The sequence below is a fragment of the Thioalkalivibrio sp. ALE16 genome (assembly GCF_000381305.1).
In the GTDB taxonomy this organism is placed as follows: Bacteria; Pseudomonadota; Gammaproteobacteria; order Ectothiorhodospirales; family Ectothiorhodospiraceae; genus Thioalkalivibrio.
Genome location: NZ_KB906354.1, coordinates 251,156 through 267,692, shown reverse-complemented (window position 1 = coordinate 267,692; position 16,537 = coordinate 251,156). Strand labels below are relative to the sequence as shown.

Sequence of the window (16,537 nt, the reverse complement as noted above, 5' to 3'; positions counted from 1 at the left end):
GCCTGAAGGCACGACGCCCCGCTGGAGGCGGTTACGATTCGCCGCGGAACAACTGCCCCAGGGCCTTGCCCGGATCCTCGGTCCGCATAAAGGCCTCGCCCACCAGGAAGGCATGGATCCCGGCGGCCTGCATGCGCGCGACGTCCTCGCGGGTGTGGATGCCGCTCTCGGTTACCAGCAGCGCGCCCTCGGGCGCCTGATCCTTCAGCTCCAGCGTGGTTTCCAGCCGGGTCTCGAAGCTGTGCAGGTCGCGGTTGTTGATGCCGATCAGGTCCGCGCCAATCTTCTTCGCCCGTTCCAGCTCCTCGGCATCATGCACCTCCACCAGGGCATCCATGCCCAGCTCGCGGGTCAGGAAGTACAGCTCGTGCAGGGCCGTGTCGTCCAGCGCCGCGGCGATCAGCAGCACGCAGTCCGCCCCCAGCACCCGCGCCTCGTAGACCTGATAGAGGTCGATCACGAAGTCCTTGCGCAGGATCGGCAGCTGGCAGGCCACGCGCGCATCGCGCAGGTCGCCATCGCGCCCCTTGAAGAAGTCCACGTCGGTCAGCACCGACAGGCAGGTGGCCCCGTGTTCCTCGTAGCTGCGGGCGAAGGCCTCCGGGTTGAAGTTGGGGCTGATCTGGCCCTGACTCGGGCTGGCCTTCTTGATCTCCGCGATCACCGCGGCGCGGCCGGCGTCGATGTCGCGCTGCAATGCCGCGCGGAACCCCCGCGGCGCAGGCGCCGAGCCCATCCAGCCGCGCAGCTCGCGCAGCGGCCAGAACGCCTCGCGCTCCTTCAGCTCCTCGCGCTTGCGCTCCAGGATGCGCTGCAGGATATCGGGTACTGCGTTGGCTTCGGTCATTGTGCTTCCTTGTTTGCCAGTCGTGCGCTGGTCGCCTGCAGGCGCTCCAGCCGTTCGCGGGCCGCGCCGGAGTCGATGGCCCGGGCGGCGGCCTCGACGCCCGCGGCCAGCGTGTCCGCGCCACCGCCGGCGTAGATCGCCGCCCCGGCGTTCAGCAGCACGATGTCACGCGCCGCGCCCACCTGACCGTCCAGCACGCCGCGCAGCATGTCGGCCGAGGCCTCCACGCTGTCGACGCGCACGGCATCCAGTGCGGTGGTCGCCAGCCCGAAGTCCTCCGGACGGATGGTGTATTCCCGGATCTCGCCGTCCCTGAGCTCGGCCACCCGGGTGGGCGACGCGATGCTGATCTCGTCCAGGCCGTCCTCGGCATGCACCACCAGCACATGCTCGCTGCCCAGGCCCTTCAGGGCCTCGGCCAGCGGCCGCACCCAGGCATCCGAGAACACGCCGAGCACCTGGTTCGGCGCCCCGGCCGGGTTGGTCAGAGGCCCCAGCACATTGAACAGCGTGCGCACGCCGAGCTCCTTGCGCGGCCCGATCGCGTGTTTCATCGCGCCATGATGGGCCGGGGCAAACAGGAAGCCGACGCCGACCTCCTCGATGCAGGACCCGACCGCCTCCGGCGACAGCCCGAGATGGATCCCCAGGTGCTCCAGAACATCGGCGGAGCCGGATTTCGACGACACCGAACGGTTGCCGTGCTTGGCCACCCGCACCCCGCCGGCCGCCGCCACCAGGGCGGAGGCGGTGGAGATGTTGAAGGTTCCGGAGGCGTCGCCGCCGGTCCCGCAGGTATCCACCAGCCCGGTGCGCGGCACGTCCACGCGGGTGGCCAGCGAACGCATCACCCCGGCCGCCGCACGGATCTCCTCGATGGTCTCGCCCTTCATGCGCAGGGCCACCAGGAATCCGCCGATCTGGGCATCGGTGGCCTCGCCGGTCATCACCGCCTGCATCACGGCGGTCATGGTGGCCGCATCCAGGTCCTGGCGCTCGATGAGGGCCGCTATCGCTTGTTGCACGGTCACGGGATCGCTCCTGCGGGAAAATCGAAGCGGCTAGTGTAACGCCCGCGCCGGGGTGCGACGACCGCGCGCCTCCGGCCCGGTCCACCACAACAGGGCCGCGGCGGCCCAGATCACCAGCGAACCGCCGATCAGCCACGGCAGATGGTCGTCCAGGCGATCCACCAGAAACAGTGCCAGCAGGGCGCTGAAGCCCAGTTGCAGGAAGGCCTGCATGGCCGAGGCCATGCCCCGGGCGCCCGGATAGCAGTCCAGGGCCAACAGATTCAGCGAGGGCACGGCCGTGGCCAGCGCAAAGCTGTACAGCGCGAACGGCAGGGTGACCGCGACCACGGGCCCGTCGGTCACGATCCCCAGCGCCACCAGCGCCAGGGAGATCCCGGCCAGCCCCACGCCGATACTGATCGCCAGCGGCGGGCTCAGCAGGCTGGCGGTGCGCCCCGCGATGAAACCGCCCACCACCAGACCGCCCACCAGCGGCAGGAACAGCCACCAGAAATCCTGTTCCTGCCCGCCCAGATGGACATAGATCACCGTCGGGGAGGCCGCGACGAACAGGAACATCGCCCCGAACAGACCGGCATGTACCAGGGCCGGGCGCAGAAACGGCGGATTGCCGAGGGTCCCGAGATACCCCCGCAGGATCAGGGCCGGCTTGCCGGAGGCCCGCCCGACCGGCGGCAGGGTCTCCGGCAGCCAGGTCCGGATCGCCAGCAACAGGATTGCGCCATACAGGGTCAGGAACAGGAACACCGACCGCCAGCCGAACCCCGCCTGCAGATACCCCCCCACAATCGGGGCAGCCGCCGGACCAATCGCGAACATCATGGTAATCAGCGCCAGCACGCGGCGGGCATCGATGGCCTCGAAGCGGTCGCGCACCACCGCGCGCCCGACCACAATCCCGGCCGCCGCGGACAGACCCTGTCCAACCCGCAACCCCATCACCTGCCAGTACTCGACCGCCAGCACCAGTAGCAGGGAGCTGATCACGTAGCCGACCAGCGCCCACAAAACCACCGGGCGCCGGCCAAAGGTATCCGACAGCGGGCCGGCCACCAGGGTCGCGAGCGCGAATGCGACCAGATAGGCCGACAGGGTCGCCTGCATCGCGCCGGAGTCCACCCGCAGGGCCTCCGCCATCGCCGGGAACGAAGGCAGATAGGTGTCCAGCGAGAATGGCGCCAGCATCGACAGCGGCGCCACCAGCAACGCAAAGCGCCACCGGGTGCGTCGAGTCTGGGTCACGCCGGCTGGGGCAGTCGGCGGAGGAAGTTGTCGAGGAGTTCGTGGCCCTGGCGGGTCAGGATGGATTCCGGGTGGAACTGCACGCCCTCGACATCCAGCTCGCGGTGGCGCAGGCCCATGATCTCGTCCCGCGAGCCATCCTCGCGCTCGGTCCAGGCGGTGACCTCCAGGCAATCCGGCAGGCTCGCGGCCTCGACCACCAGGGAGTGGTAACGCGTCGCCTCCAGCGGATTCTCGAGCCCGGCGAACACCCCGACGCCGGTGTGGTGCACCGGCGAGGTCTTGCCATGCATGATCTCGCGCGCCCGCACTACGCGACCGCCGAAGACCTGGCCGATCGCCTGGTGTCCGAGGCAGACGCCGAGGATCGGGATCTCGCCGGCAAAGCGCCGGATCACCTCCAGCGATACCCCGGCCTCATTCGGCGTGCAGGGGCCGGGCGAGATCACGATCCCCTCGGGGGCCAGATCCGCGATCTGCTCCGGGGTGATGCAGTCGTTGCGGTGCACCACCACCTCTGCCCCCAGCTCGCCCAGGTACTGGACCAGGTTGAAGGTGAAGGAGTCGTAGTTGTCGAGCATCAGGATCATGACGAACGTCCCTGGAGAACAGAGGAAACAGGACCGCCGCGCGAATCGATGTTCACGCGCGTGGAGCGGACAGGGCCCAGCATAACCCGGCCCCGGGGCCGCCGACCCGCAACCGGATGCGCGCTGGCGAAACCGGGCACCCTCATCGCGGCAACAGCAGCGCCGCCAGCAGGGTGCCGTCGGCGGCCTCCAGCCGGTGCCCGCCGGGGCTCGGGAGGGTATGCGCCCGGCCGCGCAGGGCCGGGAGACGGTTCATATCCTGACTGGCAGCATCCACCCAGGGGTCGGCCAGGCGGACCACCGACACGTAGCGGATGGGCGGGTGTTCCCGCGTATTCAGCCACTCGAGGTGGGCCGCATCCGGCGAGGTGCCCTCCGGCCCCCAGAGGCCCTCGCGCCGGTGCATGCCCTCGAGCCCGATGAACGGGGCGTACAGCCCCAGGGCCGAGTCGGCCAGCGCATCCGTCACCGAACGCGCCAGGGCGGACCAGCCGCCCCCCGCATGCGGAGCGGAAAACGTCACCAGGGTGGAGATGGCCGGGTGCGGCTGGCGCACCAGCAACTCGCGCGCCACGACGCCGCCACTGGAATGCCCGACCAGCACCAGTTCCTGCCCCGGATGGCGCCGCGTCAGGGCCTCGACGACCTGACCCAGCGCCCGCGCGCGTTCGGGGGGCACCCCGCCCGCCGGCAGGTCCACGGTGTAGAACTGGCGCGGCGCCGAATCCGGCGCACGATCGAACCAGGGGGCCTCCGGCCGGGCCCGGGCCCGGCCGCCATCGGCATATCCGGCGGCATTCAGGGCTGCGGTGACTCCGGCATGGCGAAAGCCGTCGCCGCGATCCCAGCCCCCGGGGACCAGCACCACGATCTGCGCCGCCGCCAGCCCCGGCAGCAGCCACACCACCAGCGCCAGCAACAGGATGCGAAGGCCGCCGCGCATGGCCACCCCCTCAGTCGCGGTGGCGGCGCGGCCCCAGGCCGCCCAGGGCGGTCTCGGCCGCGCGCACCACCGCCCGCCCCTTGTTCAGGGTCTCCTGCCATTCGCTTTCCGGGACCGAGTCGTGGACCACACCCGCCCCGGCCTGGATATGCAGCTCGCCGTCATGCAGCACGGCCGTTCGGATCGCGATCGCGGTATCCATGTTGCCCGACCAGGACAAATAGCCCACGGCACCGGAATACGGCCCACGCTTCACCGGCTCCAGCTCGTCAATGATCTCCAGCGCGCGGATCTTGGGCGCGCCGGAGACGGTCCCGGCGGGGAAGGTCGCGCGCAGCACATCCATCGGCGAGTGCCCCGGGGCCAGTCGGCCCTCCACGTTGGAGACGATGTGCATCACGTGCGAATAGCGCTCGATGCTCATGGTGTCGGTCACCTCCACCGAGCCGATCTCGCAGACCCGGCCGACGTCGTTGCGCCCGAGGTCGATCAGCATCAGGTGCTCGGCGCGCTCCTTCGGGTCCGCCAGCAGTTCGGCCTCCAGCGCGCGGTCTTCCTCCTCGGTGCGCCCGCGCGGGCGGGTCCCGGCGATCGGGCGCACGGTCACGCGGTCGTCCTCCAGGCGCACCAGGATCTCCGGCGAGGCCCCGACCACGTGGTGGTCGTCGAGGTCCAGGTAGTACATGTACGGCGAGGGGTTCAGCGCGCGCAGGGCGCGGTACAGGTCCAGCGGCGGCGCGGAGAATGGCACGCTCATGCGCTGCGCCAGCACCACCTGCATCACGTCGCCGTCCATGATGTATTCCTGCGCCCGCGCGACCGCGGTCTGGAAGCCCTCGGCCGACCAGCCCGGCACGTACTCCGGCACCGCATGCGGATGCGGCGGATCCTCCGGGGGCACCAGGGGCTCGCCCAGACGGGTCTCCAGCTCATCCAAACGCGTGGCCGCCACGGCCTGGCCATCGGCCTGGGTCGCATCGGCGTGCACCACCAGGTACAGCCGGCCGGAGAGGTTGTCGTAGACCACGACCTCCTCCGAGACCATCAGCAGGATGTCCGGCAGCCCCAGGGCATCGGGCTTTTCCGGGCCTTCCAGGCGCGGCTCGATCAGGCGCACGGTCTCGAACCCGAAATAGCCGACCAGACCACCGGTGAAGCGCGGCAGGCCCGGCAGTTCGGCCACCTTGAAGCGCGCCTGGTAGGCCTCGACCCAGGCCAGCGGGTCGGTCTCCGTGGTCTGTTCGACCACCTCGCCATCGGTCTCCACCGTGATGTCATGGCCGTGCACCCGCACGCGGGTGCGTGCCGGCAGCCCGATAAAGGAATACCGACCCCAGCGCTCCCCGCCCTGCACCGACTCGAACAGGTAGGAGTACGGCCGGTTGGCCAGCTTCAGGAAGATGGACAGCGGGGTTTCGAGATCCGCCAGGACCTCGCGCACCAGCGGGATGCGGTTATAGCCCTCGCGGGCCAGCTGATCGAACTGTTCGGGGGTCATCACAACGGTTCCTGACAAGGGGGACGGACGGCGCGGCGGATCATTCGCCGTCTCGCCATCGCTCCGTTGTCCGGTCCGTTGCAATCATGGGTCCGTGTTTCCCTAGGCCGCCCGAGCGGGCAGCAGTCCGGGCAGCTCGTCCAGCCGGTCGAGAACCGCGTCCGGGTTCTCGTCGCGGATGTCGTCGCCGTGATTGTAGCCGTAGGTCATGCAGACGATCTGGAAGCCGGCCGCGCGTGCCGCCTTCACGTCGCTCTTCGAGTCCCCGACCATCAGCGCCTCGGAGGGGTCTACACCCAACTCCTTCGCCGCATGCAGCAGCGGCGCCGGGTCCGGTTTCTTCTGCGGCAGGGCGTCGCCGGCGACCACGATCTCGAAGTCGTCGAGGATGCCCTTCTCGCGCAGCAGCGGCACCGTGAAGCGCTCGGCCTTGTTGGTCACGCAGCCCAGTCGGAAGCCCGCGGCCTTCAGCTGGTCCAGCCCCTCGCGCACGCCCGGGTACAGTGGCGAGCGCCCGGCGGTGTTCTCCTGGTAGATGCGCATGAAGACGGGCAATGCCCGCTCGAAGGCCTCCGGGTCCGGCTCGCCCTCGAGGTCGTTCACCAACGCCCGCTTGACCAACCGTTCCACCCCGTTGCCGACCCAGTTGCGCACGGCCGGCTCGCCGCGTTCGGGCAGCCCCAGCTCGCGCATCATCGCGTCCACGCTGTAGGCCAGGTCCGGCACGCTGTCGATCAGCGTGCCGTCCAGGTCGATCAGGATCATGCGGGGGCGTTTCAGGGACATCCCGGTCTCCAGTGGCCGTCGATTCAGGCCTTGGCCAGCTCGTCGCGCATCTGCTGGATGATGCTGTCGTAGCGGTTCGGATCGGAGTCGCTGCCGGCACCGAAGATCGCGGACCCGGCGACGAAGGTGTCGGCCCCGGCGGCCTTGATCTCGCGGATGTTGTCGGCCTTCACGCCGCCGTCGATCTCGAGGCGGATGTCACGCCCGGAGTCGTCGATCATCTTGCGCGCGGCGCGCAGCTTGTCGAGGGTGTTCGGGATGAACTTCTGGCCACCAAAGCCCGGGTTCACCGACATCAGCAGGATCATGTCGACCTTGTCCATCACGTATTCGAGATAGGACAGCGGCGTGGCCGGGTTGAACACCAGTCCGGCCTTGCAGCCCTCGGAGTGGATCAGCTGCAGGGTGCGGTCGATGTGGTCGGACGCCTCCGGGTGGAAGGTGATGTAGCTGGCACCGGCCTGGGCGAAGTCCGGGATGATGCGATCCACCGGCTTGACCATCAGGTGCACGTCAATCGGCGCGGTCACGCCGTGCTTGCGCAGGGCATCGCAGACCAGCGGGCCAATGGTCAGGTTCGGCACGTAGTGGTTGTCCATCACGTCGAAGTGGACGGTATCGGCACCGGCGGCCAGGACGTTGTCGACTTCCTCGCCCAGACGGGCGAAATCGGCGGACAGGATGGACGGGGCGATGAAATCGGGTTGTGCCATGGAAAGCCTCGCAGGGATCTCTGGGATAGCGGGGCCGACCATCGGCCACGCTCTCGGAACCGCGAAACTTTACCGGATGCCGCCATGCCAGGCAAAAGGCGACGCATGTGACGCGCCCTCCAACGCAAACGGGCCGGGGGAACCCCCCCGGCCCGTCGCGGTCTCGCCTGCCAGCGGCAGTGCGCCCGGATCAGTTGAACTCGGCCGCCATGTAGCTGGACAGATTGGCGATGTCGTCATCGCTCAACCCCTGGGCCTGAGGACGCATCAGGGCCGTGTGGTCACCCACCTCCTCGCCGGCGCGATAGCGCTCCAGCTTGTCGGTCAGGTAGTCGGCGTCCTTGCCGGCCAGCGCCGGGAAGATCGCCTGGCCCTGACCCTGCGCGCCGTGGCAGCTGGCGCAGGTGTTCTGGTACTTGGACTGACCGGCCTGGATGTCGGCGGCCTGCGCCATGGTGGACAGCATCAGGACACTGCCGGCGATACCGGCCAGCACGAACAGCTTGGTTTTCATTGTTGTGGTCTCCTCGTTCACGATCCTGGACAGGGTCATCGCCCTGTCTTGAAGCGAACGGTAGCAGGGTGTTCCTGAATGCTGCATTAACACAGAATCAAACAGGGGCATCCCTGCAGCGCGGCACCAGGCCATTCTCGGCCTCAGCGCCCGTGGATGTAGCGCTCGTCCGACCAGGTCGCCAGCCACTCGGGGCGCACCATCACCAGCCCGGTAATCACGATCCCGTTGACCACCGCCTCGGGCAGCACCAGCAATGCCAGGTAGCGCAGATAATCGCGATAGATGTCGACCCAGGCCAGCTCGGTAAACAGCCCGTAGATCACCGCCGACGCCAGCACGGTGGCCACCACCGACAGCGCCCCGCCGAGGAAGCCAACCGCGTAGAGATAGATGAACATGTGCGCGGGCAGGTAGGCCTCGGACAGCCGCAGCAATCCCCAGGTAACCGCGACCGGAAGGATGCCGGCCAGCAGTACCGTCAACGGAAAGGCGGCCAGCGGCAGGGCGCCGAACAGACCGAGGGTCGCCACCACCAGAAAGACCATCAGGATCGCCAGCTGCCAGCCGAACATCAGGGTCACGGTGGTCATGCCAAGGAAATGCAGGGCCAGGCCATCCAGGGTCTGGGCCCGCAGGCTCCAGATCAGCAGCAAGCAGAGCGTGGCGATCACGAACAACTGCGCGCGGCCGGGCACGAAGAAGGCCTCCCAGGGCATGCGCCGGAGCATTACCACCATGCCAATGCCCAACAGCACGGCAGACAGCACGCGGAGCGCGACCGGCAGTTCGCCCGCCCCCTCGACCATGCTCAGTCGGGCTCGCGCACGGCGGCCGCGACGGTGTACTCGCGGCCCTGCTTGACCTTGTCGTAGTTGCCGAACACGTCCTTGAACCCCTTCTCGATGAACCGCCGCAACCCGGTAATGGTTACGACATAGATGCGCCCGCCGGGGTTCATCTGCTCGTGGGCGTCCAGCAGATAGGTTTGCAGCATCTCGCGCCCGACCTTGGCCGGAAGGTTGGAGGTAACCAGATCGAACCGCCGATCGCGGATGCGCGAGAAGCCGTTGCTGGTCAGACACTCCGCATTGGCGATGCCGTTGAGCTCGGCGTTGCGCTGGCTGTACTCCACCGCCAGGTAGTTGGTGTCCACCAGGGTGGTCAGGCCCTGCGGCGCCTTGCGCGCGAGCGTCAGGCCGATCGGCCCGTAGCCGCAACCAAGGTCCAGGCAGGCGTCCGCCGGATTCACCTCGATGCGTTCCAGCAGCAGGCGGGTGCCGTCGTCGATCCGCCGCGGGGAGAACAGCCCCCAGGTGGTGCGAAAACGCAAATGCTCGCCCGCCAGGGTGTCCTCGAACTCAAGGTCGCGCTTGAGCTCCGCCTGTCGGGCGCGCCGCGCCTGGGTGTTGGGGAATGCCTCGGTCATGCCGCGCCCTCCCCGCCGGCAGTGGCCAGGCCCTGCCACAGGGTCTCGGCAGTGGAGGCCACGGCGGCGGCATCATCCTCGCCCGGCAGGCCGAGTACGTTCACATGCCCCATCTTGCGCCCCGGGCGCGCCTCGGCCTTGCCGTACAGGTGCAGTCGCGCCCGGCCGGCCGCCAGCACGCCCCGCCAGTCGGGCGCGCCGCCCGCGGGCCACAGGTCGCCCAGCAGATTCACCATCGCCACCGGCGCGGTCAGCAGGGCCGGCGCCAGCCCCAGCCCACAGACTGCGCGCACCTGCTGTTCGAACTGGCTGACGGTACAGGCATCCAGGCTGTAATGCCCGGAATTGTGGGGACGCGGCGCGATCTCGTTGACCAGCAGTTCGCCGTCCGCCGTGAGGAAGAACTCGACCGCCAGCACCCCCTGGTAGTCGAGCCGCTCGGCGACGTGCCGGGCGATGGCCGTGGCGCGCTCGCGCACCTCGTCCCCGGCCCGTGCCGGGACGCGCGTCAGGTGCAGGATGCCGTCGCGATGGGTGTTCTCCGCGACCGGAAAGGCCTCGGTGGCGCCATCGGCGGTACGCGCAACCAGCACCGACAGCTCGCGCTCCAGCTCCACCCGGGACTCCAGCACGCAGTCCACCTGGCCCAGCTCGGCATGCGCTGCCGGCAGTTCGCCGGCCGCGGCCAGCCGCACCTGCCCCTTGCCGTCATAACCCAGGCGCGCGGTCTTCAGGATTGCCGGGAAACCCGGGGCTCCGGCATCGGTTTGCACCTCGGGCGTCAGACCCGCCGGCACCGCCTGCCACGGGGCCACCGCCACGCCGATCTCGCCGAGAAAGGCCTTCTCCTCGAGGCGGTCCTGGGCAACCGTCAGGGCGCGTGGCCCGGGGCGCAGACAGGCGTGGGCATCCAGCCACTCCACCGCGGCGCGCGGGATGTTCTCGAACTCGGTGGTAATCACCTCGCAGGCCCCGGCCAGCGCCTGCAGGGCATCGGGGTCGTCAAAGGCCTGGCACAAGTGGCGCGCCGCCACCCGCCCGGCCGGGCTGGCCGGGTCCGGGTCGAGCACCCAGACGGCATAACCCATGCCCTGCGCGGCCTCCACGAAATAGCGGCCGAGCTGCCCGCCACCGAGCAGCCCGAGAGTCGCGGGAGGCTGGATCATGACGGGTCCGGCGGCAGGGTCTGCCCGAGCACGGCCTGGCTCTGGGACTGGCGGAAGTCATCCAGACGCTCGCGCAGTTCGGGATCGGAATTGGCCAGCATCGCGGCGGCAAAGAGCGCCGCGTTGGCGGCCCCCGCCTCGCCAATCGCGAAGGTCGCCACCGGGATCCCGCGCGGCATCTGGACGATGGAGAGCAGCGAGTCCTGGCCCTTCAGGTGACGCGAGGCCACCGGTACGCCCAGCACCGGTACCGGGGTCTTGGAGGCGAGCATTCCCGGCAGGTGCGCGGCCCCGCCCGCGCCGGCGATGATCGCCTGCAGCCCTCGCCCGCGCGCCTGTTCGGCGTACTCGAACAGCAGATCCGGCGTGCGATGGGCGGAGACCACCCGGGCCTCGAACGGAATACCGAGTTCATCCAGCACATCCACCGCCCGCTCCATCGTGGCCCAGTCGGAGGTGCTCCCCATTACCACGCCCACGCGCGGCGCCCTATTGCCAGCCGTCTCAGTCATGGCCCGAACGATAGCGACCCCGGCCCCACCCGACAAGCCGTGTTCACCACGAAGCACACGAAGGCACGAAGAAAACCCCGGTCGGAGCTACAGAGACATGATGCGATTCGCTTTGCTCTGCACATCTCTGCACATCCTGCCGCCCCCGATACCATTACGGCCTTCTCTGTGCTCTCTGTGTCCTCCGTAGTGCAACCGCCGTTGACCTTCTTCGTGTCTTCGTGAGCTTCGTGGTGCATCAAGCCCGCGCCCGGTAGAATCGCCGCATGACCGATACCCTGCTCGAAAGCCATATCCCCGACCTGGAACTCGTCCATCGCGGCAAGGTGCGCGACCTTTACGCGGTGGATGCCGACCACTGGCTGATGGTCACCACCGATCGCCTGTCCGCGTTCGACGTGATCCTGCCGACCGGCGTGCCCGGCAAGGGCCGGGTGCTGACCGAGATCACCCGGTTCTGGATGGACAAGATCCAGCGCGAGCTGGGCATCCCCAACCAGCTGACCGATATCCCGCTGGAGCAGGTCATCCCGGACCCGGCGATTCGTGCCCCACTGGAAGGACGCAGCCTGGTGATCCGCCGGCTGGAGGCCCTGCCGGTGGAGGCCGTGGTGCGCGGGTACCTGATCGGCTCCGGCTGGAAGGACTACCAGGCGAGCGGCGCGGTCTGCGGCATTCCGCTGCCGGACGGGCTGGAACTCGCCTCGCAGCTCCCGGAGGCGATCTTCACGCCCAGCACCAAGGCGGACGTCGGTGACCACGACGCCAATATCGACTTCGATGCGGTGGTCGCCACCATCGGCGCGGAGCGGGCCCGCCAGGTCCGCGATGCGGCGCTGGCGATCTACGCGATGGCACGGGACTACGCGGCCGGGCGCGGGATCATCATCGCCGACACCAAATTCGAGTTCGGCGTCGACGCCAACGGCACGCTGCACCTGATCGACGAAGTGCTGACCCCGGACTCCTCGCGCTTCTGGCCGGCCGACCAGTACGCGCCGGGGCGCAGCCCCGAGTCCTTCGACAAGCAGTACGTGCGCGACTACCTCGAGACCCTGGACTGGGACAAGCAGCCGCCGGGCCCCGAACTGCCCGCGACGGTGGTGGAACAAACCGCCGCGCGCTACCGCGAGGCCCTGGAGCGCCTGACCCGCGCCGCATGAGCGAGACCCTGCAGGGCCTGTTCGTCACCGGCACCGACACCGGGGTCGGCAAGACCTTCGTCGGCTGCGCGCTGCTGGAGTGCTGGCGGCAGCAGGGCCTGGCGCCGCAGCCGCGCAAACCGGTGGAGTCGGGCTGCCCGCCGGGCCCCGACGGCCTGCTGCCCGAGGACGGGCTGAACCTGACCCGCGCGGCCGGCCTGCCGGACGCCGCGATCGCACAGGTCACCCCCTGGCGCTTCCCCGATGCCATCGCCCCCGACCAGGCCGCCGCGAACCAGGGCGTGCACTTGACGCTCGCGGAACTGGCCGCGGCCTGCGCCGGCGAAGGCACGGGGCCACGACTGGTGGAGGGCGCGGGGGGCTTCTACTCGCCGCTTTGTGCCGACGGCCTGAACGCGGACCTCGCCGAGCACCTCGGGTTGCCGGTGCTGCTGGTCGCGGAGGACCGCCTGGGCACGCTGAATACCTGCCTGCTGACCCTGGAGGCGCTCGAACGGCGCGGCCTGTGTCTGGCCGGGATTGTGCTCAACCGCCGCCGGGCGGACTGCGACCCGCGGCTCGACAACGCCACGGCCCTGCGTGCCCGGACCCGCGCCCCGGTCATCACGTCACCGGAAGGCATCACCCGCGCGGCGCTGGTTCAGAAGCTCTCGACCTCGAAGTTGTCCGGGCGCACCCCGCCGGAGGACTCGCGCTCCTGACCACGGGCTTCGGAGTCGGCCGGTGCCGGCTCCTCGTCGGCGGCATCGGCACGGAAACCGGCCAGCGTCTCGCGCAGGGCGCGGGTCCCTTCGCGGTCGACCCGGCGGGTCTCGATGATATGCACCGGGCGCTGCGATTCGCCGTAGTAGGCCTCGTTGAAGTCGTCACGCACGGTCATGCGTGAACCGGAAAGACTCATCCCCAGGTAGGCGCCGCGTGCGCGGGAATAGGAAAGGAAGTCGGCCGTGGGGGTGGCGCTGCGGCCGGCCCCTACCGGGCCCGCGGCGACCGACGCATCGGCCCCGAGCCGGATCGCGGAGCCGAACATGGAGTCGACCGCATCCTGGGTGCGCGCGACCATCACCACTTCGGCGGCATCGCCGCCGAACTGCATGCCGAAGCTGACCGAGCCGAGCGAGTAGAAGGCCACCGGGGAATAGTCGCCGCGCTCGTCGTCCCACGCGAGGAACACCCCGATTCCGCCAGACCCCCCGATCAGGAAGGCACCGCGTGCCACGCGCGGGAAAATAACCACGCCGCGCGCGTCGCGCAGGTCCTCCTTCAGGGACTCGTACTCGGGATGGGTGGCCATGTTCTCCACCGTCGCCTGGGCGCGGTCGATGATGTCCTGCGGATCGATCTCGCGGCTGAACGGGTTGGCCTGAGCCGCTCCGGCGAACGCCACGAACAGCAGAAGAGCAAGAATCTGGGGCATCCTTCGGTGCATCGAGGAATCCTCCATAACGGTGTTCCGATGGCGGCATCATGGCACAAAAAAAGGGGGCCGAAGCCCCCTTTTTCGTGCTGCAATCCGCAGGATCAGTTGACCTTGGGATCCAGCTCGCCGGACAGGTAGCGCTTGACCATGTCGTCCAGGGAGATCGGCTTGATCTTGGACGCCATGCCGGCGCAGCCGAAGGCCTCGTAGCGGGCCTGGCACAGATCCTTCATCGCGGCGGTCGAGGCCTTCAGGAACTTGCGCGGATCGAATTCCTTCGGGTTCTCGGCCAGGAACTTGCGCACCGCGCCGGTGGAGGCCATACGCAGGTCGGTGTCGATGTTGACCTTGCGCACGCCGTGCTTGATGCCTTCCTGGATCTCTTCGACCGGCACGCCGTAGGTCTCGCCCATGTCGCCGCCGTACTTGTTGATGATGTCCAGCCACTCCTGCGGAACGGAGGAGGAGCCGTGCATGACCAGATGGGTATCCGGGATGCGGGCGTGGATCTCCTTCACGCGCTGGATGGCCAGGATGTCACCGGTCGGCGGACGGGTGAACTTGTAGGCGCCGTGGGAGGTACCGATAGCGATCGCCAGGGCGTCGCACTTGGTGTTCTTCACGAAGTCGGCCGCCTCGTCCGGGTCGGTCAGCAGCTGGTCGTGGGACAGGGTGCCCTCGGCCCCGGAGCCATCTTCCTCGCCGGCCTGGCCGGTTTCCAGGGAGCCCAGGCAACCCAGCTCGCCTTCCACGGAGACACCGCAGGAGTGCGCCATCTCGGAGACCTTGGCGGTCACGTCACGGTTGTACTCGTAGGTGGCCGGGGTCTTCATGTCGGGCATCAGGGAGCCGTCCATCATCACCGAGCTGAAACCGGACTGGATGGAACGCAGGCAGACCGCCGGCTCGGAGCCGTGGTCCTGGTGCAGCACGACCGGGATGTCCGGGTACTGCTCGATCGCGGCGATGATGTTGTGACGCAGGAAGGGCTCGCCGGCGTACTTGCGGGCTCCGGCGGAGGCCTGAATGATCACCGGGGAGTCGACCGCAGCGGCCGCTTCCATGATCGAGTGGACCTGTTCCATGTTGTTGGCGTTATACGCCGGCATGCCATAGCCATGCTCGGCGGCATGGTCCAGAAGCTGGCGAAGTGAGATCAGTGCCATGGATTCCTCCTTACGGGATTCGGACTGAGGTAGTAGAAAAGTCGATTCTTGTTTGCGCGGCCAGGCGGTGCGCGGGTCAGGCCAGTTCGCCGACGCGCACGATCTTCATGGCGTTGGTACCGCCATGCTCGCCCTGCAGGTCGCCCTTCGTAATGATAACCAGCCCGCCATCCTGCACGACGCCCTCGGCCTTGAGCAAGTTCACCGCTTCACGGTTCACACTTTCGTGGCTCTCGGGGATCGGGTTCAGGGTCACCGGGTAGACGCCGCGATATAGCGTCATGCGGCGGCTGGTGGACTCGTGCTGGGTGAGCGCGTAGATCGGGATGCCCGAACTGATGCGCGACATCCACAGTGCGGTGGAGCCGGACTCGGTCAGCGCGGCGATCGCGGCGACATCCAGATGGTTCGCCGTGTACATGGTGGCCATCGCGATGGCCTCGTCGACCCGGCCGAAGGTCGAATCCATGCGATGGTCGGACTGACGCGCGGCGCGCTGACGCTCCGCGGCCTCGCAGATCCGGTCCATGCTGGTGACCACGCGCGCCGGGTAGCGCCCGGTGGCGGTCTCGCCGGAGAGCATCACCGCGTCGGTGCCGTCGAGCACCGCATTCGCCACGTCGAACACCTCGGCGCGGGTCGGGATCGGGTTCTGGATCATGGTCTCCATCATCTGGGTCGCGGTGATGACCAGACGATTGAGGGTCCGTGCCCGGGTGATCAGGGTCTTCTGCACGCCCGGCAGCTCGGCGTCACCAATCTCCACACCCAGATCGCCGCGCGCGATCATGATCACCTCGGAGGCGGCGATGATCTCGTCGATCACCTCCAGGGCCTCGGAGCGCTCGATCTTGGCGCAGATCCCGGCCTCCCAGCCGGCATCCTTAAGCAGGCTGCGCGCCAGGTGCAGGTCCTGCGCGGAACGCGGGAAGGACACGGCGAGGTAGTCCACCTGCAGCTCGGCAGCCAGGCGGATGTCCTCGCGGTCCTTGTCCGTGATCGCCGGAGCGGAGAGTCCGCCGCCCTGGCGATTGATACCCTTGTTGTTGGACAGCTCCCCGCCGACCTGCACCGTGGTCTCGATCCGGCTGCCCTTCACTGCCTTGACCTTCAGCACGATGCGGCCGTCGTCCAGCAGCAGGATATCCTCCGGCACCACATCGGCCGGCAGGTCCTTGTAGGTCAGCCCCACCTGGGTGGCATCCCCGGCATCCCGATGCAGCTCGGCATCCAGCGCGAAGGGCGCGCCCTCTTCCAGATGCACCTTGCCCTGCTGGAACCGGTCGATCCGGATCTTCGGCCCCTGCAGGTCACCGAGGACCCCGACACAGCGTCCGGCGCGCTCGGAGGCCGCGCGCAACCGAGCCAGGCGCTGACGATGGTCGTCCGGGTCGCCATGCGAAAAGTTCAGCCGGACCACATCCACACCCGCCCGGATGATGGCCTCCATGGCATCGTCGCTGTCCGTGGCCGGCCCGAGGGTGGCCACGATCTTGGTACGTCTCATCCGCGTC

18 protein-coding genes are annotated in these 16,537 nt (G+C 68.7%); 2 read left to right on the top strand and 16 right to left on the bottom strand.

Features of this window, described 5'->3' with window-relative positions; all coding sequences use genetic code 11:
- Nucleotides 1-31: 31 nt before the first annotated feature.
- The 13 genes from trpC to purE all read right to left on the bottom strand — a co-directional run bounded on the left by trpC (nt 32) and on the right by purE (nt 11,274).
- Nucleotides 32-847, bottom strand: coding sequence for an indole-3-glycerol phosphate synthase TrpC (gene trpC, locus F627_RS0101295; RefSeq protein WP_019583049.1), 816 nt, complete (start codon nt 845-847; stop codon nt 32-34).
- Nucleotides 844-1,878: an anthranilate phosphoribosyltransferase gene (gene trpD / locus F627_RS0101290; RefSeq protein WP_018865924.1), complete on the bottom strand. Its 1,035-nt coding sequence runs from the start codon at nt 1,876-1,878 to the stop codon at nt 844-846. The genes trpC and trpD overlap by 4 nt, the downstream gene beginning before the upstream one ends.
- 30 nt (nt 1,879-1,908) lie before the next feature.
- Nucleotides 1,909-3,087, bottom strand: coding sequence for a multidrug effflux MFS transporter (locus F627_RS0101285; protein ID WP_017942848.1), 1,179 nt, complete (start codon nt 3,085-3,087; stop codon nt 1,909-1,911).
- Nucleotides 3,088-3,119: 32 nt separating this feature from the next.
- The gene (locus tag F627_RS0101280; RefSeq protein WP_017942849.1) at nt 3,120-3,713 is read right to left on the bottom strand and encodes an aminodeoxychorismate/anthranilate synthase component II; all 594 of its coding nucleotides are present in this window, start codon (nt 3,711-3,713) and stop codon (nt 3,120-3,122) included.
- 142 nt (nt 3,714-3,855) lie between these two features.
- Nucleotides 3,856-4,656 (bottom strand): triacylglycerol lipase, encoded by an 801-nt coding sequence (locus F627_RS0101275; RefSeq protein ID WP_019583048.1) that lies wholly within the window; start codon nt 4,654-4,656, stop codon nt 3,856-3,858.
- 10 nt (nt 4,657-4,666) lie between these two features.
- Entirely contained in the window at nt 4,667-6,154 is a 1,488-nt protein-coding gene (trpE, locus tag F627_RS0101270; RefSeq protein WP_018865928.1) for an anthranilate synthase component I, read from the bottom strand.
- 102 nt (nt 6,155-6,256) lie between these two features.
- Complete coding sequence (locus F627_RS0101265) at nt 6,257-6,940, bottom strand: phosphoglycolate phosphatase (RefSeq protein ID WP_018865929.1); 684 nt, start codon at nt 6,938-6,940, stop codon at nt 6,257-6,259.
- Between the two features lie 23 nt (nt 6,941-6,963).
- Nucleotides 6,964-7,653 carry a ribulose-phosphate 3-epimerase gene (gene rpe, locus F627_RS0101260; protein WP_018865930.1) on the bottom strand — a complete coding sequence of 230 codons (690 nt, stop codon included), beginning with the start codon at nt 7,651-7,653 and terminating at the stop codon, nt 6,964-6,966.
- 190 nt (nt 7,654-7,843) lie between these two features.
- Nucleotides 7,844-8,167, bottom strand: coding sequence for a c-type cytochrome (locus F627_RS0101255; RefSeq protein WP_026279172.1), 324 nt, complete (start codon nt 8,165-8,167; stop codon nt 7,844-7,846).
- 143 nt (nt 8,168-8,310) lie between these two features.
- Entirely contained in the window at nt 8,311-8,976 is a 666-nt protein-coding gene (locus F627_RS0101250; RefSeq protein ID WP_019583047.1) for an energy-coupling factor ABC transporter permease, read from the bottom strand.
- A 2-nt stretch (nt 8,977-8,978) separates the two neighbouring features.
- Nucleotides 8,979-9,596: a class I SAM-dependent methyltransferase gene (locus F627_RS0101245; RefSeq protein ID WP_019583046.1), complete on the bottom strand. Its 618-nt coding sequence runs from the start codon at nt 9,594-9,596 to the stop codon at nt 8,979-8,981.
- Complete coding sequence (locus tag F627_RS0101240) at nt 9,593-10,762, bottom strand: 5-(carboxyamino)imidazole ribonucleotide synthase (RefSeq protein WP_019583045.1); 1,170 nt, start codon at nt 10,760-10,762, stop codon at nt 9,593-9,595. The genes F627_RS0101245 and F627_RS0101240 overlap by 4 nt, the downstream gene beginning before the upstream one ends.
- Nucleotides 10,759-11,274 carry a 5-(carboxyamino)imidazole ribonucleotide mutase gene (purE, locus tag F627_RS0101235; RefSeq protein WP_026329809.1) on the bottom strand — a complete coding sequence of 172 codons (516 nt, stop codon included), beginning with the start codon at nt 11,272-11,274 and terminating at the stop codon, nt 10,759-10,761. Before purE ends, F627_RS0101240 begins: the two co-directional genes overlap by 4 nt.
- A gap of 266 nt (nt 11,275-11,540) precedes the next feature.
- On the opposite strand from purE, the gene F627_RS0101230 reads away from it, so the two are divergent.
- A complete protein-coding gene (locus tag F627_RS0101230; RefSeq protein WP_019583044.1) occupies nt 11,541-12,437 on the top strand; it encodes a phosphoribosylaminoimidazolesuccinocarboxamide synthase in 897 nt (298 codons plus the stop codon).
- Entirely contained in the window at nt 12,434-13,138 is a 705-nt protein-coding gene (bioD, locus tag F627_RS0101225) for a dethiobiotin synthase (protein WP_019583043.1), read from the top strand. Before F627_RS0101230 ends, bioD begins: the two co-directional genes overlap by 4 nt.
- Here bioD and F627_RS0101220 read toward each other — a convergent pair.
- From F627_RS0101220 to pyk, 3 genes are all read right to left on the bottom strand, one after another.
- Nucleotides 13,078-13,854: a lipid-binding SYLF domain-containing protein gene (locus F627_RS0101220; protein ID WP_018865938.1), complete on the bottom strand. Its 777-nt coding sequence runs from the start codon at nt 13,852-13,854 to the stop codon at nt 13,078-13,080. The two genes, bioD and F627_RS0101220, sit on opposite strands and share 61 nt — an antisense overlap.
- A 104-nt stretch (nt 13,855-13,958) precedes the next feature.
- Complete coding sequence (gene fba / locus F627_RS0101215) at nt 13,959-15,023, bottom strand: class II fructose-bisphosphate aldolase (RefSeq protein ID WP_019583042.1); 1,065 nt, start codon at nt 15,021-15,023, stop codon at nt 13,959-13,961.
- 76 nt (nt 15,024-15,099) lie between these two features.
- Complete coding sequence (pyk, locus tag F627_RS0101210) at nt 15,100-16,530, bottom strand: pyruvate kinase (RefSeq protein ID WP_018865940.1); 1,431 nt, start codon at nt 16,528-16,530, stop codon at nt 15,100-15,102.
- Between the last annotated feature and the right edge of the window lie 7 nt (nt 16,531-16,537).